Consider the following 13,713-nt stretch of genomic DNA (forward strand, 5'->3'; position numbering starts at 1 on the left):
AAGTGGAGACGGATCCGGTAGCTCTACGTAGCGAAATGCCCCAATCGAAGAGCGTAGTATAGTGAAAGCCAAATGTCACAAGTTCAGGTGTTTCTTCCTTGAGTTGCGCTGAGGAAGCAAATAGCTTGCTTTTATTCATCCATCTTCCTTATCTGTTACCGTCTATGAAAAAGGTACTCAAGCTTCTATCGTTTACGCTGGTCGTACTCTGTGGTGCAGCGACGACACCCGTTACAGCCAACAACACGGCACCCATTGCTTCGCAACAGGTCGACTGTTATGGTACCTATGAAGAAGGCCTTGCGGAAGGGCGAGTTATCCGCACGCAGCTTATTAACGAATATGGCGAGAATACCCCAGCATTTACCGATGCGTTAGCTATAGAGCGAGCTCGTGCCAGTGAACAGTGGCAAACGGTTAGCCGGGAATGCAGGCCCTATTGGCGTGGTATCCTGGATGGCTTATAAGCCGCTCGGATGCATTAACCCAATAGCATAATGAAGAAAGCCCCGGCCTACACCGGGGCTTTCTTCTTAGAGCAGGGGCGTATAGAGCCCGGCAGATAGTTCGAAAATAAGACCTTGGAATAATAAATGGGTGCACCACGAAAAAACCCTTGTAAATCAAGGATTTACAAGGGTTTTTACTGATCAAGAGCCTCCTGTCGAAATCTGTCGTTTACTCGTCTATTCCGGCATCCTTCTTCCGTGCGCTCTAAAGCTACTTTTCAGGCCACCGCTAGCGCGTACTAGGAGTAGGGAAACGTAGCAAGTCGCGCTAAAAAAGGCACAGAAAGCGGGCACAGAGCGCAGGCACAGATTACGCATCCTGGTCCTGGCGCAACCGGTCAAAGGCTGCCAGGGTCGAGGTATGCCGATCCTTAAGGCGGGTCTTCAAATACCCGCGCGTCGTGTTCAGGTTGGCGTGGCCAACGGAGTCCTGAATAAACACCACGTCGGCCCCGCCTTCGAACTGCAGCGTAATGAAGGTGTAGCGGGCCGAGTGGCAGCTGACGACTTGCCAGAGTTCTACTTCGCGGCTGATGCGCTCGGCCCCGCGCCCCCGCACGTGGGTCACCTTGCGCTTGAGGCCGGCGGCCCGGCACAGGATCTTGATGGTGGCCACCATGTGCTTGTTGCTGGGCACGGGAAGTTTGCCCTTGTAGCGCTGCCAGATTTCGTAGGCTATCGGGTCGAGGGCGACGCGCACCTTGGTTTTATCGCGCTTGATTTTCTGCTGATCGTACGCCAGCACGGGTACCTGGCGCTTACTGCCGTCCTCGGCCTTGAAGGTTTCCAGGGTCAGGTCGGAGGGCTTGAGCCGGACCAGGTCGGAGTAGCGCGGGCCCGTGAGGCAGTTGAAGACGAACACGTCGCGCACGTGGCGGCGGGGGGTGTAGTTGGTACTGCCTTCCTTGATTTCCAGCGGCTCGTGGCGGTAGAGCTGCATGACTTCTTCGAAGGTGAGCGGGTCGCGCTCAATCTCTTCGCTGAACGAATCCTCGATCCAGTCGGCGGGCAGACGCTCAAACTTGAGCAGCTTGCGCAGCTGCTTGAGATAGGAAGAGATGGTGTTGTTGTAAAGCCCCCGCTCGCGCTTGGTGCCGTTCTTCCCGTTCAGGCGGGCTTCCTCGACCAGCCACGTGCAAAAGTCTTCTAGGGGGCGGCACCGGCCGTGGGCATCGGGCTGGAATTCCTGGGGTACGGCGGGCTGGGTGGGACGCCACTCGGCCAAGCGGCTAATCAGCCCCTGGGGATTACTGAGCGTTTTGGCGGCCAGCCGCGCCCGGTAGGCCGATTTCCAGTCGGCGTAGACGTCGGCCAGCGTGCGAACGGTGGCCGGGACGGCGACGGGCTTGGGGGTGACGGGTTTGCGTTTGGTCGGCTTCACTAGCTGAAGCTGAGCTAGCAAGTCTTCGGCCGTGAGGATCGTGCCGTCGAGTTCGGCCTGCTCAATCAGGCGGCCGGCGTTGCGCTCCAGATCGGCCAGCTTGTTGTTGGCTTTGGCGTAGCCGGTCTCGGCGGATTTGATGCGTTGCTTGTCCTCGTTCCAGTTCTTGGGGTGGCAGCTTTGCCCGGAAGACGTGCGCAGGCGGGACTCGGTGTCGCCGGCGGCCGTGCCACGGCCCCAGCGGACATCCAGGTAGATCGGGCGGTTACCATCGGTGCGCTGATAGGTATGCAGGTAGAAACGGATGGTCATAGGGGAGGCTATCGAGATGGATAACCAAGGTAGTAAAATGCTAATAGAGGTAGTTTGCGCAAGCGCGTGGCCTCCGTGTACTACCCGTGTCGGGTAGAAAGAAGCGCTCTTGAATGCCGTGCTACCTCGTATGCCCACCTACGGCTTGAGCGGAATAAGCGTACCTTGTAGAAAGGCATCATGGGGGTGCCGTTCCATGGCGCTTGGAAAAGACAGCAGCAAGCGGCCTGCCACGTGGGCATTTACCCTTTTCGTTTCTCTTTCGCTCTCCTATGGATACGGACCTACAACTTAGCTTAGCCAACAATGCCAAAGAATGGCTGGCCCTTTCACTCTCCATTTCTTCGGCTGAGAAGCTAGCCTTCAGCAAGGTGCACGATGGGTTCTTCACCACGTACGGTGCTACGTTTATGGCGCACGTGTACCGCCTGACGTTCGAGCAAGCCCTGCAGAGCATGCCCGAGCAGGAACGCCAGCGGCTGCTCATTACTTTTCAGCAGGAAATGGACAAGGCCATTGATGACCATTATCTCGCAAGAGCGAAACAGCCCCATACGACCTGATCGTAGTCGGGTTAGGTCGCGTCGCACCCCATGGCCTTCGGCCTTACCGGCATTAAAGGCTATGCTCAATAAATGTGGGGGAAGAGCCTGAGCTAAAAGGCATGTCACAAAAGGGGGGCAATGTGCCTTGGCAAGGACACGGTAGGGCGCTACTTTCGGCTATACTCCATCTAGCCGTATCCTTATGAAAGCGTCCATCATGTTGCCCCTGTTAGGTCTCGCCTTGGTGAGCAATGCCCTGACTACCAGTACTGCTACAGCAGCGCCAACAACGGTCATCGTAGCCGAAGACCTGCGTGCATTACGCACCCGCGCGTACGAGGAAGGCATTGCTTTTCAGCAAACGCACACCGCCGATGTAGTCGCCGCGGAGCGGGCCGATGTCCTCACGATTCTGGCCGATCCAAGCCTGAGCCAAGAGGATCGAATCTACTGGCAGTACTACTACAACGGACTGGGAGGGTAATCTCTGGTCAACTTCCCTGAAGCATGTACTAAAAAGCCCCTCCGCGTTAGAGGGGCTTTTTTGATGGGTGCTGCGCGTGAGCGTAATGCATGGGGGGTACTTGCGGATAAAACGCAGCCATTCAGGTAGTGCACTTATTTGTCACTACCTTACGTTACCCTCTATATGTCTACTTCTGTGAAACGTTCCCGTCCCCCTAAGGCCATCGAAGTCGCTGTGCCGGTCCTATCCCATGCCGAACAACTCATCGCTTTGCAAAAGCGGGAGGAAGGCAAAACGGTGATGTACAAGCAAGATGCCTGGGGACATATTGAAACGCGCTTTGTGCGCACCCACAATGTCAAAGCCTGGGAAGAAAAAGGCTTTCACGTGCGCTAAGCTCGGAAAGCCTGCTGACCTGGAAATACACAGCCCCGACCTCAAGTAGGTCGGGGCTGTTTGTTTATACAATGGCGAAACTCAATACAACTCAACGGCAAATTGCCCAACCTGCGGCTGCTTTACGTAGTCTGGAATATTCCACTTCGGATTAGGGTACGTTGAGTCCACTGGCTCCGCCTTCACGTCTTGCCGAGGGTCATATGTAATTAAGTTGGTCCGGTAGAAGCCGGCTTCCCAGTTAGCCATGATTCTGCGCACCAGCAGGTACACATCGGTTTCCCACGTAAGCTCTTGCTCATCGTCAAACTCCGTGTAGAAACTGGGCTGGGCATGCCAGAAGATCATGGCGGCCGTGGCCTTATCGCAGATCGGGCTGTTGATTATCCACGTGAGGACTTCCGTGCCATCGTCCCAGTTGTAGAGGCCCGCGATGATATGCAGCTCAACCGGATTAGTGAGGGAATCAAAGAACGCCTTATCGGGCTCGCGCTCCTCAAAGCTAAACTCAAAGAATTTTTCAGCTAGGAGGTGCACTCGCTCTTCTGGTACAGTATAATCCATTTTCGGAGTGTAGGTAAGTAGTCAAAAGTTATCATCCGTTCTACCGCAGCAACCGCCGCTTCTGCTCCTCGAACTCCTGAGTCGTCAGGACGCCCTGCTCGCGTAGCTGTTGTAGCTTGAGTAATTCATCGGCTACGGACATGGGAGGGCTCGGCTGTTGCACGATAACGGTCGGCTTAGCTGGCCGTAGTAGTCGCCAGATAGCGGATAGGATTAGGGCCAGCAGCAGAAGCAGAATGATGAGCAACTCGGTACCACCAATATCGCCTAGAAAGAGGAGTAGAGTTAAGAGCATAGAAAGAGCTATACTATTTCAGATTGCCGAAATGTACTGCTATAAGCACATAAATCCGTAGCAGCACGGATAGGATATACGTGGGACTAGTACGAGATTGAAACTGTTCGCCCTTATCCTTCACCTAATACTATCGGTATGCCTTCCTCGCCCATTTCCAACGTTCAGGACTTTAGTAGGCTAACGCAAGTAACCGACTCCTTGTACGTGCAATGCTTTGTTGCGCAGCATGTTCATGCGGACTACATCCCGTTGTTGCAGAACCAGGTGGCTGCTATCTGTAAGTCGAGTGGCATGCCGGCCTTGCATAGTGAAATCGTTGCCTATCCAACCGTGTTTTCGATCCAGCAGATTCGCTACACGGTGTATCCGCAGGGCGTACTGGCGCAGCTTGGGTTGGGGGTCGTGTCTGGTTCGAGTAGCAGTAGAAGCACGAACGAGTCTGCTGCCAGTCTGCTGCCTGACCAAGTGGTAGGAGACCCCACAGCGGCGCCGGATGCACAATAACCGCTCATTCCTTCCCTTTGCTATAAGTAAAACAGCCCTGGCCTACTTGAGGTCGGGGCTGTTTGTATTTTATATTCTCCTGACAGAGTGACCAGAGTTATTGAATTTGATTATTCTGTTCACTCTCTTTGCGTTCAAGCTCTGCCAAATATTCGTCTTCCTCTAGTTTCCTTATTCTCTTTTTGGCTTCATTAATTTCGTCATAGAATAACGCATACATACGCTTAATTATCATTAAAAGTGTTGTAATAAATAATCCTAGAAGATAATAATTTATTGCATTGGCAGTAGGGGATACCCAGTCCCACCTTTTAATTTGGGTAGTAAAGGAAAACATAATGCAGAACAATGCTAATACTATTGCAAATGAAATATTAGCTAAAGTTTCTTCCAAGACATCAAGTTTTATCTTACGATCTGAGGTTGATCTTATTATGTCAAATAGAACAACAATTACATTGAGCAGAAGGCCCACAAAAATAGAGAAAGCGGAAATTATTGTGTTTACTAAGTCACTATCAAGGTAGACCTTGAATGACATTAGGATTGCTGAGAAAGCTACAGGAAGCACAACAAAAGATACCCAATCAGAGACAGCGGGTCTGTTGGTATTCGCATTAACTATTGACCGCCGGTGTGCAGCAATTATTCCTGTTACATCAATTTTGAAGTCCATGTCAAGTGTACATTTTAGAGGGCCCTTTGTAGTTGGATTCAAACTGTATTTTGGCTAATCTGTTTAGCATAAATTTCTGCAATTCCTTCAGATTAGCTTCTCCAGCTACATTGCAAGTTACTTCACTTTCAGGAATATACAAGTCAGGGCTTATACTAAATTCTTTAGCACTAGAACCCAGGGCTTTGCGTCCATCAGACTCAAATTGAACGAGAGTGTCATGGTCGCCATCAATACCATACTCCCTCAAGTCTTCTATCTCGAAGAGTTCTGGCTCTTTGCCTTCTATAAAGCGAGTGAGTCTGTCTGTAAAGCCATCCAACTTCTTAAGGCCGCTTATAACTATCTCTATATTTAATTTTCCGCCCGGAACGTCATTTAATTTAGTGACACGCTCTGCTCGGTCAGAAGAAAGACGCCTTCTTCTTAAGACAACCCTGTCTACAACAGCATTGTCTTTAAACTGTTCAACCAGCTCTGCATCAATGTAATTGCTATACACGATTTTGTAATCAGGATTCTGATCTTGCACAAACTTTGCAAAATGATTTTTTACGATGTCAGCCATCGATGATTCACCATATCCTTGGATCATCAAGACTCCAAAGTCAGCATCGGAAGGAAACCATAGCAAAGAGTGATAAGCATGAGCACTCACGTGCTCATTTGTCGCAACGAATGCTTCAGGATCATTTGCATTATCGTGCCTTTTAAACTTAGTTACAAAACCAGTAGAGCCACCTTCAAATTCAGCGAACACAGTACGACTGCCTGAATGAAATACGAATCTAGAAGGGGAGTCATCTAAATTAATAGCCTTATTTGTTTTTAGCTGAACATGAAATTTACCGCCAAAACTTTGGGCGTACTTCTTAAAAAAATCAATAAATGGTCTATTGATTAATTTGCCGTTGAAATTAATTGTAAAGAAATCATCAAACGCAATGAACTCACTGCGGTTCATGCGTTTAATGCGAAAAAGAAAAGTGCTGAGTTTAAGCTTGCGCGTCATAATCTGAAGCGAATTGTTTAGAGTAAAAATGATTGACGACACCAGATCTATGAGTGAGGTTTTGGCTCCTAGCGTTTTCAATAGATCATTGTAAACGCTTCATATACTGCCCTTCATGCGTTGCGTAAGCCTTGACTTCTAGTAGCGATAAAGAACATGATATGAAAAGAACTAGGTGGCTAAACCGGTAAATTCTAGTACGGATTAGCAAGGCAATATCTACACTTACATTTGATCTTCCTACAGTCCTACAACTGATACCAAGCAAAACAGCCCCGACCATCGGCTGATCGGGGCTTCGTGTTTCTAGCGGCCTGCTGAAGATGCCTTTCTATGGTACAGCTACGACAGAATCCGGCAAAGCCAGGAAACGCCGCTGAATGTAGCCGGTGCCGCCTCGACCATTGGACAGAGGCGTTTGGGGTAATGTTACCAAGCACCAGCCATCGGACTGAATAGACTGCACGTCTACTGTATCGCCCAACTGGAGCACTTCTACAGTGGAGGAGTGCATTTCATCAGCAGCTACAGAACGCAACGTGGCATCCTGAACCAGGACAGCGGCGGGGTGTCGGAGTTGCCTACTAGGTACGGCGCGGGTAGTGGAGTATACAAAGCCCAATAGAGCTGTACTGAGTAATAGCACCCAGCCGAGCAGGGGTAGCCAATTGATGCGTGGCTGGCCGTCTTGATAACGCAGAGGATTGAAACGAAAAGGCATGTAGATTTAAGTGATTTACTCCGCTTCCCCCTCCAGCGGCAACTCCCAGCGCTTCCGCCCCGTCGCTTTTAGGGTGGCGTAGGGTGTTATTTCGATATACTGGTATATGGAAACTATAACCCTACCTCTCGACGAGCCACTGCGTAGTCTACTACTACGGATATTTGAACAGCAGGCTCAGCAATATATGGCTACTCTAAAGCCAGATCCTCAGTTTGCCATAGAGGAAGTTGCTCAACTTCTTGCACTGGATCCGGGTACGGTGAGATCATACTTCAAACTACCCGTAACGCATCGACGCCATATGAACTCAGTCAGCTGCTCTGATACAGGACGTGGCCGGCGGGTCAGATTGAGCGATATAAGGGCTTGGCAGGAGCGCAATAATTACGATGCGCTTGAACAGGCTAGAGTAAATGAACTCTCTAAGGGAATAGAGAGAATAGGTACGAGACGTAGGGCATGTGTCAACAGCAGTTCCTGATTATTTCTTAGTTGGCAAACTAGATTTTATCTCTTCTACGTCAGCTCGCAAACGTGCTACTTCCGCTGCGTAATCAATTGAGGTATTTGATAAATTGTGAGTGATAGTAGAAACTGCTACCCAGATCTCTCGAATGTGTTCGTATTTAATTTTCAGTGTTGCATATGACCGGTTATCTGGAATCATATGTAAGATATCTTCAATAGGCGACGCGTTCACAGCCCGCCTAATGATTATTCCATCTTGTGTTACAACAATATGAGTAGTGTTGCTTTGAATATTATTCTGCCATTCTTCTAAGTACTTACCTATAATATAGGTGCCAGCAGAAAGTGAAGGTGCCATCGAATCATCAGCTATTTGAAAGCATCGGAACAGGCCATTTTGATAGATAGGGTCAGGTATGTTAATGGACGGAAGAGAGTTAATGAACTCTTTGTCTTCTCTTCCCACAGTTATATAATGGGTCACAAGGTCATTACCTACAAGCTTAATTTCATTCCTTTCTTCTTTTGTAAGGTAGGCATATGCCAAGTCATGGTGCTGAATATGTAATAATGACTCAATTACAGCATTATCGAGGCTATTAGTACTAGATAATACATCAGCCAACATTTTTTTGATATGTACATATTGAGCTTTTGCCTCCTCTTTATTACTAGCATGTCTTAAGTGAGTAAGTGCTTCACTTATACGCATCCAATTGTCTGCATTAGGGCCATAGAATACTTCATTGAATGTTCCACCCTCAGGCGCTCCAGCATTTACCTCTTCCTGGTGTAGCATTTCTCCATCGCCATTTATTAACCACTCTGGACGCACTTCTGTGAAGGCAAGTAGGAGCTTCTGGATTGCCTTAAAAGATGGGGCACTTTGTCGAGCACCGACTATTTCATTAACGCTCTGATTGCTAATGCCTACAGATCTTGCAAAAGCAGACTTGTTTCCTGCTGAGAAGGTATCAATCAACTCTTGCACTCTTTGATTTATAGTAGTCTGCTGTGGCATTACGCAACTGTTTGAAATAAATATTCCCACAGTTGTTGTTATTTGACGCAACTGTGTATACATTTATGCCATCATCATCATAAATGGCGAGCGCAATATACGGTTATGTGGGAAACAGCCTTGGATACGCGTAGTGAGCGGATGCACATCAGAGCATTAATGCCTATTGGATATCTCGCTGTTCTAGCTGAACGCACCGGTCTCAAAACAGTCACAAATCTGTCTCAGGTTGTACGCCGTGAGCAGACTACTAATAAGCACTGGTCAGCAGTCGAGGCACTAGCCAAAGAAACTAACCCAGAAGGTTTCGCCGTCTGGCAGGCGGCACAATTACATCCTGTTCCTTCCTAAACTTTTTCGTTACGCTCATGAAGAGAAACACTTCGTGCCGTCTGCTGCTACCAGACGGCGCACAAATCGCTATTGCCTTTCCTGAAGCTCGCTCTCACCTACAGCGCCGCTGTCCTGAAACCGGGTTTCTACTGGAAAAGCAGCTCATTATCGGGTATGCGACTACTCCAGATGGCCTGATGGTATACGTTCCGGGGGAAGTTAGTATCCACCTACGCGCAGCAACGGAATACGCATCCGTCTTCGTGCAGGAACAATGGTTTGGATCAGCGCCAGCCACGCTGGAGGAAATCCGAGTGGAAGACTATGCTGTGGGCGACCTACTCTACTACCCATGTGCTGATCAGGTAACGCTTCGTTTTCTCCGCACAGCTTAAAAAAAAGCACCCTGGCCGTGCTACCGCCCAAGGTGCTAAAACTTCATTACGCTCTATAAAGATAGGGCAAAAACTTCATACGCATGTTCACTATCCCTGCCCCTGATTCTCCAATAAATCCTGCTGAACGCCCGGTTGCGGCGGCTGTGCTCCGATCAGCCTTACTGCCCTTGCACCCAGTTGAAAATTTCAATGCCGTGCATATGACACTCAGTGCAGAATATCCTTCTCTCCAAGAGGAATTGCACGAAGCCCTCACATTAGAGCAGCAGGCTCGTCTAGAAGCTGTGTTGGAAGATAACTGCCGAGTCATACCACTATACTCTTATTCTCCACAAGCATGCTAGAAATACCCTTAGCTGGAGGTGGCACGCTGAAGGTGTCGAGCCCCGATTTAGAAAAAGAAGTACTGCTCACCCACGCCGCCGAGCTGGCCCGCACCGAAGGCTTCGAGAAGGCAATGAGCGTCGTGTACCGAGTGGGAGGGGAGCCCGACCCCACGCGTCCCTGGAATGGCCTACTCACCGAGCGGCTGGACGCCAGCGAGAAAACGGTGCGCACGCTCATTACTGAGGGCAAGATTGGCTACTCCTTAGTAGGAGAGAAGAAAGGCTACCGCGTCACTGAACGCTAGGTACGCATCTTCCTCGGTGAACTGTCAGACGCCGCTTAATGAACGGTAGAGAAAAGAGTGCAACGAAAGCAACTAGTGTTAATTTTTAAAGAACCAACCATGATTACTACCCCATCTTCGAACGAATTTCAGCATACGATTAAAGAGCTTCGCAAAGCGGATGTTAGCGCCGTGATGTCACAGGATGCCAAGCTAAATCTGCAGTCTAAACAGAATGCTTATAAGGCTTTAATTGCTTTGTATAATGCTGTTTTTCAAGCTACTGAACACGGTGTTTGTGAGGTAACGTTACGTGATCGGACTGGCAAAACTGTTACAGTGCCCATGGACCGTATGGAAGGAACCACGATTGCTCAGGAAATCAGCCAGCAACTCTGGAGTGAAGTTGGAAGAATGCAAGAGGCGGTTCTGGATGGACTGGAGCAGTTTGCTGAGTACCAAATCAGATACGACTCTAGCGAACCAGCTGAGCAACTATGGGCGCTTGTGACCAATGAGTACATGGCAGTTGAACCAGTTCAGCCACTGCGCCAAGTGGCACAAGAGCGGTGTCCTTTTCTGCCTGAAGCCTCTACTATTCCCAAGCTGGTAGCTGGCTCCAAATAGAATTCTACCGAGTGGTCGGCTATAACAGTGTTCCGGCAATCTAGGCCAAGCGGATTCGGATCTACAGGGAACCGAACCCTCATCTGCTTACCCTCATGAATTACCTCACGCTCATCAACCAGTTCTGGCAATTGCGTCGGGAGGTGCCTTTTTCCAGCGTTGAAGCTGACTTGTATTTCTACCTGCTAGAAATCTCGAACGGCCTCCAATGGAAGAATCCCTTTCAGCAATCCAACGCGCTTATCGGTGCGACCCTCGGGGTTTCGGAGAAAACCCTAATTGCTGCTCGCAACCGACTCAAGCAACACGCACTGATTGATTTCACTCCTGGGGTGAAACGAACACCCTCTACGTACCGCCTCTTATTGCTCCGGTCTACCTCCAAGAATACCCTGGAAAAATTACAGGGTATTCGGGAGGAATGTGACAGTGCAAGTGGCAGTGAATCCGACAGTGAAAGTGACAGTGTTTCGAGCAAGAATGCTTCAGACATCATTAAACGTAAACCAAACCAAACGAAAAAAAAGACTACCGTCTCGGCACCTACCTCGCCGGTTTTGGTGAATTGTCTGATGCGAGATTCCCCAGTAGCCAGCTTCGCCGCCTTCCTACTGGCTTGGCAAGCTCTAGATGATGCTCGCTTCGCTGGCGCCGATCTGGAGTATTATCACGCTTCGCTCTTGGATTGGAGTGATAGCAAGGGCGAGAAGAAGAAAGACTGGGTAGCCACCATTCGCGGCTCCATGCGGCGCGACCAGCGAGAAGGTCGGTTGGTTACTCCCGGCACTCCTCAGCCCCGAAACGGGCCAGGCAGTAAAGGCTCCGCGGGCACCGTGCCACCCAAAAACATTCACGACACGATTCACCGCCAAAGCGGTGTGCGCCTATGATCAACCTGGAAAATCCGAATCTTGACATCGTGGAGCTCGAGCGCGCCGTGCTCGGCATCCTGCTCAGCAACGACCACGGCTTGCGCGACGGCATCGGCCTGCTGGGCCGCGCTGGCGACGCCATCTTCACCCAGCATCCCCACCGCGCCATCTTCCGGGCCGTGCAGGCCCTCTACGCCGAAGGGCTGCACGTGGACCATCTCAGCGTCAACCACCGCCTGGTGGCCTCGGGCCAGATGCAGGCCGTCCGCGGCAAGGTCAGCGTCACCGACCTCTACGCCGCCGCGCCCCGCGGGCAGAACATCACCACCTACTGCCACTTTCTGCTACGCCTGCACGCCAAACGCCTGACGGTAGAAATCGGCCAGCGCCTGAGCTACGAAGCGGCCAAGCCCGATGCCGACGTGCATGAGCTGCTAGCGAAGGCCCAAGCCTCGCTAGGGGCCGTGCACAACGGGCTGGAGCTAAAACGCCCCAAGGCCGTGGCCGAGCTCTACGATGAAGTAGTCGATACCATCGTCTTCGCCACCCAGCAGCCGGAAGGGCTAACCGGGGTTACCAGTGGCCTGCGCACGGTAGACAAGATAACCGGCGGCTGGCAGCCCGGCGACCTGGTCATCATTGCCGCGCGGCCTGGCATGGGCAAAACTACCTGGGCGCTCTACATGGCCCGCGAAGCCGCTTTCGCCGGCAAGCCCGGGGTATTCTTCTCCCTGGAGATGGAGGATAAGCAGCTCGTGCGCAAGATGATTACCACCGAACTGGGCGTGTACACCACCTCCCAGCTGCAGCGCGGCGTCAACCTCACGACCGACGAAGCCGAGTCCATCCGGGAGCGGGCGGGCCGCTTACGAAAGGCCCCGCTGTTCATTGACGAAACGCCGGCCCTCTCCATTGGGGAGCTGCGCGCCAAAGCCGCCCGCCTCAAAGCCGAGCACGACATTCAGTTCATCGTCATCGACTACCTGCAGTTGATGACGGGCACGCCAGGGCAAACCCGCACGGTGGAAATCGGCTCCATCACCCGCGCCCTGAAGCAAACGGCCAAGGAACTGGGCGTGCCCATCCTCGCCCTGGCCCAGCTCAGCCGCGCCACCGAGCAACGGGGCGGCGACAAGAAGCCCCAACTCAGTGACCTACGCGAATCCGGCGACATCGAGCAGGACGCCGATATCGTCGTGTTTCCCTACCGCCCCGATTATTACGGCATCAAGGAAGACGATATGGGCAACCCCACGACGGACCTGTCCTACATCATCTTCGGCAAGCACCGCAACGGCCCGTTGGATGAGGTCGTGATTGGCAGCACCCTGCCCAACGGCCGCTACTTCGATATCGACACGGTAGTGCCGGTAGTGACACCTGCGGGCTCACTCAGCAGTGAGGTGCGCCCCGTGCTGCGCACGGCCACCCCGAGTGAGTTCATGCCCGACGAGACAGACCCCGGCTTCTGATGGAACAGCACCTCGCTTTACTTCCCGTCCCCGCCGCCCTGCGTGCGCTGGCCGGCAAGCAACTCCGCAAGCCCACGGCGGCTATGCGCACCCTGCCGCAGTGGCTGATTCACCTGGGTCGCTTGCATCGCACCATGCAAGAGATCATGCTGGAGCGTGTCAAGCCGGTACACGCCCTTACGCAGGCTCCAAACGAGCAGAACTGTGAGTGGCAGCGCCGCCTGGCCGAATTCGACCAGTCTCGCAAAGCCTTGGGTGAAGCCTACAACGCGTATCTGCAAGCGGCTCCCCACGTAGCAGACCTGCTGGCCACGTGGCGGCAGGAGCGAGGCATCGGGCCCGAGGAGCGCTTTACCTATGAGCAGGATGATGACGCGCTGGTGCTCTACCTGCAGCCCGCGCTGGCGCAGGTGCAAGCCAAGACCACCGAACGCATGCAACAGGCCCTGGACCATTGGATAGCAGCAACGCACCGCTACTTCCGTCTGCTAGACCCACCGCCGCTCCGTTCGGCTGCTTAAGCGA

General features: G+C 51.8%; 18 protein-coding genes. 11 read left to right on the forward strand and 7 right to left on the reverse strand.

All coding sequences use genetic code 11. The features are described 5' to 3' along the window. Window positions 1-164 precede the first annotated feature (164 nt). Window positions 165-467: a hypothetical protein gene (locus VI25_RS15600; protein ID WP_045689437.1), complete on the forward strand. Its 303-nt coding sequence runs from the start codon at window positions 165-167 to the stop codon at window positions 465-467. Window positions 468-819: 352 nt separating this feature from the next. On the opposite strand, the gene VI25_RS15605 is transcribed toward VI25_RS15600, so the two are convergent. Then, window positions 820-2,202, reverse strand: coding sequence for a tyrosine-type recombinase/integrase (locus VI25_RS15605; RefSeq protein ID WP_045689436.1), 1,383 nt, complete (start codon window positions 2,200-2,202; stop codon window positions 820-822). Window positions 2,203-2,474: 272 nt separating this feature from the next. On the opposite strand from VI25_RS15605, the gene VI25_RS15610 reads away from it, so the two are divergent. From VI25_RS15610 to VI25_RS15620, 3 genes are all read left to right on the forward strand, one after another. Next, window positions 2,475-2,765 (forward strand): hypothetical protein, encoded by a 291-nt coding sequence (locus VI25_RS15610; RefSeq protein WP_045689435.1) that lies wholly within the window; start codon window positions 2,475-2,477, stop codon window positions 2,763-2,765. A gap of 184 nt (window positions 2,766-2,949) precedes the next feature. Then, on the forward strand, window positions 2,950-3,231 hold the full coding sequence (locus VI25_RS15615; protein ID WP_045689434.1) for a hypothetical protein: 282 nt from the start codon (window positions 2,950-2,952) through the stop codon (window positions 3,229-3,231). A 165-nt stretch (window positions 3,232-3,396) separates the two neighbouring features. After that, on the forward strand, window positions 3,397-3,609 hold the full coding sequence (locus VI25_RS15620; RefSeq protein WP_055562643.1) for a hypothetical protein: 213 nt from the start codon (window positions 3,397-3,399) through the stop codon (window positions 3,607-3,609). 81 nt (window positions 3,610-3,690) lie between these two features. Here VI25_RS15620 and VI25_RS15625 read toward each other — a convergent pair whose 3' ends face one another. Both VI25_RS15625 and VI25_RS25955 read right to left on the reverse strand, forming a co-directional pair. Continuing rightward, window positions 3,691-4,173, reverse strand: a complete 483-nt coding sequence (locus VI25_RS15625) for a DUF4274 domain-containing protein (RefSeq protein WP_052695364.1) — start codon at window positions 4,171-4,173, stop codon at window positions 3,691-3,693. Window positions 4,174-4,213: 40 nt separating this feature from the next. Beyond that, a complete protein-coding gene (locus VI25_RS25955) occupies window positions 4,214-4,468 on the reverse strand; it encodes an SHOCT domain-containing protein (RefSeq protein WP_045689433.1) in 255 nt (84 codons plus the stop codon). Window positions 4,469-4,606: 138 nt separating this feature from the next. Here VI25_RS25955 and VI25_RS15635 point away from each other — a divergent pair, with 138 nt between their 5' ends. Beyond that, window positions 4,607-4,975, forward strand: a complete 369-nt coding sequence (locus tag VI25_RS15635) for a hypothetical protein (RefSeq protein ID WP_045689432.1) — start codon at window positions 4,607-4,609, stop codon at window positions 4,973-4,975. A gap of 97 nt (window positions 4,976-5,072) precedes the next feature. Here the strand turns inward: VI25_RS15635 and VI25_RS15640 are convergent, their stop codons facing one another. From VI25_RS15640 to VI25_RS15655, 4 genes are all read right to left on the reverse strand, one after another. Continuing rightward, complete coding sequence (locus tag VI25_RS15640; RefSeq protein WP_055562644.1) at window positions 5,073-5,651, reverse strand: hypothetical protein; 579 nt, start codon at window positions 5,649-5,651, stop codon at window positions 5,073-5,075. 1 nt (window position 5,652) lies between these two features. Next, the gene (locus tag VI25_RS15645; protein ID WP_045689430.1) at window positions 5,653-6,663 is read right to left on the reverse strand and encodes a hypothetical protein; all 1,011 of its coding nucleotides are present in this window, start codon (window positions 6,661-6,663) and stop codon (window positions 5,653-5,655) included. Window positions 6,664-6,994: 331 nt separating this feature from the next. Further along, complete coding sequence (locus tag VI25_RS15650) at window positions 6,995-7,384, reverse strand: hypothetical protein (protein ID WP_055562645.1); 390 nt, start codon at window positions 7,382-7,384, stop codon at window positions 6,995-6,997. 484 nt (window positions 7,385-7,868) lie between these two features. After that, window positions 7,869-8,876 (reverse strand): helix-turn-helix transcriptional regulator, encoded by a 1,008-nt coding sequence (locus VI25_RS15655; RefSeq protein ID WP_045689428.1) that lies wholly within the window; start codon window positions 8,874-8,876, stop codon window positions 7,869-7,871. 368 nt (window positions 8,877-9,244) lie between these two features. On the opposite strand from VI25_RS15655, the gene VI25_RS15660 reads away from it, so the two are divergent. From VI25_RS15660 to VI25_RS15685, 6 genes are all read left to right on the forward strand, one after another. Then, entirely contained in the window at window positions 9,245-9,604 is a 360-nt protein-coding gene (locus VI25_RS15660; protein WP_045689427.1) for a hypothetical protein, read from the forward strand. A 340-nt stretch (window positions 9,605-9,944) separates the two neighbouring features. Next, window positions 9,945-10,238 (forward strand): hypothetical protein, encoded by a 294-nt coding sequence (locus VI25_RS15665; RefSeq protein ID WP_045689426.1) that lies wholly within the window; start codon window positions 9,945-9,947, stop codon window positions 10,236-10,238. A gap of 99 nt (window positions 10,239-10,337) precedes the next feature. Further along, window positions 10,338-10,844 (forward strand): hypothetical protein, encoded by a 507-nt coding sequence (locus tag VI25_RS15670; RefSeq protein WP_045689425.1) that lies wholly within the window; start codon window positions 10,338-10,340, stop codon window positions 10,842-10,844. Between the two features lie 95 nt (window positions 10,845-10,939). After that, window positions 10,940-11,734, forward strand: coding sequence for a hypothetical protein (locus VI25_RS15675; protein WP_052695363.1), 795 nt, complete (start codon window positions 10,940-10,942; stop codon window positions 11,732-11,734). Further along, window positions 11,731-13,188, forward strand: coding sequence for a replicative DNA helicase (locus VI25_RS15680; RefSeq protein ID WP_052695362.1), 1,458 nt, complete (start codon window positions 11,731-11,733; stop codon window positions 13,186-13,188). The genes VI25_RS15675 and VI25_RS15680 overlap by 4 nt, the downstream gene beginning before the upstream one ends. Next, window positions 13,188-13,709, forward strand: coding sequence for a hypothetical protein (locus VI25_RS15685; RefSeq protein ID WP_045689424.1), 522 nt, complete (start codon window positions 13,188-13,190; stop codon window positions 13,707-13,709). The genes VI25_RS15680 and VI25_RS15685 overlap by 1 nt, the downstream gene beginning before the upstream one ends. Window positions 13,710-13,713: the final 4 nt, after the last annotated feature.

It is taken from the genome of Hymenobacter sp. AT01-02 (assembly GCF_000961955.2).
Classification (GTDB): domain Bacteria; phylum Bacteroidota; class Bacteroidia; order Cytophagales; family Hymenobacteraceae; genus Hymenobacter; species Hymenobacter mucosus.

Coding starts and splice junctions, on each gene's coding strand:
- VI25_RS15600 (WP_045689437.1), top strand. CDS start 165: ATGAAAAAGGTACTCAAGCTTCTATCGTTTACGCTGGTCGTACTCTGT.
- VI25_RS15605 (WP_045689436.1), bottom strand. CDS start 2,202: ATGACCATCCGTTTCTACCTGCATACCTATCAGCGCACCGATGGTAAC.
- VI25_RS15610 (WP_045689435.1), top strand. CDS start 2,475: ATGGATACGGACCTACAACTTAGCTTAGCCAACAATGCCAAAGAATGG.
- VI25_RS15615 (WP_045689434.1), top strand. CDS start 2,950: ATGAAAGCGTCCATCATGTTGCCCCTGTTAGGTCTCGCCTTGGTGAGC.
- VI25_RS15620 (WP_055562643.1), top strand. CDS start 3,397: ATGTCTACTTCTGTGAAACGTTCCCGTCCCCCTAAGGCCATCGAAGTC.
- VI25_RS15625 (WP_052695364.1), bottom strand. CDS start 4,173: ATGGATTATACTGTACCAGAAGAGCGAGTGCACCTCCTAGCTGAAAAA.
- VI25_RS25955 (WP_045689433.1), bottom strand. CDS start 4,468: ATGCTCTTAACTCTACTCCTCTTTCTAGGCGATATTGGTGGTACCGAG.
- VI25_RS15635 (WP_045689432.1), top strand. CDS start 4,607: ATGCCTTCCTCGCCCATTTCCAACGTTCAGGACTTTAGTAGGCTAACG.
- VI25_RS15640 (WP_055562644.1), bottom strand. CDS start 5,651: ATGGACTTCAAAATTGATGTAACAGGAATAATTGCTGCACACCGGCGG.
- VI25_RS15645 (WP_045689430.1), bottom strand. CDS start 6,663: ATGACGCGCAAGCTTAAACTCAGCACTTTTCTTTTTCGCATTAAACGC.
- VI25_RS15650 (WP_055562645.1), bottom strand. CDS start 7,384: ATGCCTTTTCGTTTCAATCCTCTGCGTTATCAAGACGGCCAGCCACGC.
- VI25_RS15655 (WP_045689428.1), bottom strand. CDS start 8,876: ATGCCACAGCAGACTACTATAAATCAAAGAGTGCAAGAGTTGATTGAT.
- VI25_RS15660 (WP_045689427.1), top strand. CDS start 9,245: ATGAAGAGAAACACTTCGTGCCGTCTGCTGCTACCAGACGGCGCACAA.
- VI25_RS15665 (WP_045689426.1), top strand. CDS start 9,945: ATGCTAGAAATACCCTTAGCTGGAGGTGGCACGCTGAAGGTGTCGAGC.
- VI25_RS15670 (WP_045689425.1), top strand. CDS start 10,338: ATGATTACTACCCCATCTTCGAACGAATTTCAGCATACGATTAAAGAG.
- VI25_RS15675 (WP_052695363.1), top strand. CDS start 10,940: ATGAATTACCTCACGCTCATCAACCAGTTCTGGCAATTGCGTCGGGAG.
- VI25_RS15680 (WP_052695362.1), top strand. CDS start 11,731: ATGATCAACCTGGAAAATCCGAATCTTGACATCGTGGAGCTCGAGCGC.
- VI25_RS15685 (WP_045689424.1), top strand. CDS start 13,188: ATGGAACAGCACCTCGCTTTACTTCCCGTCCCCGCCGCCCTGCGTGCG.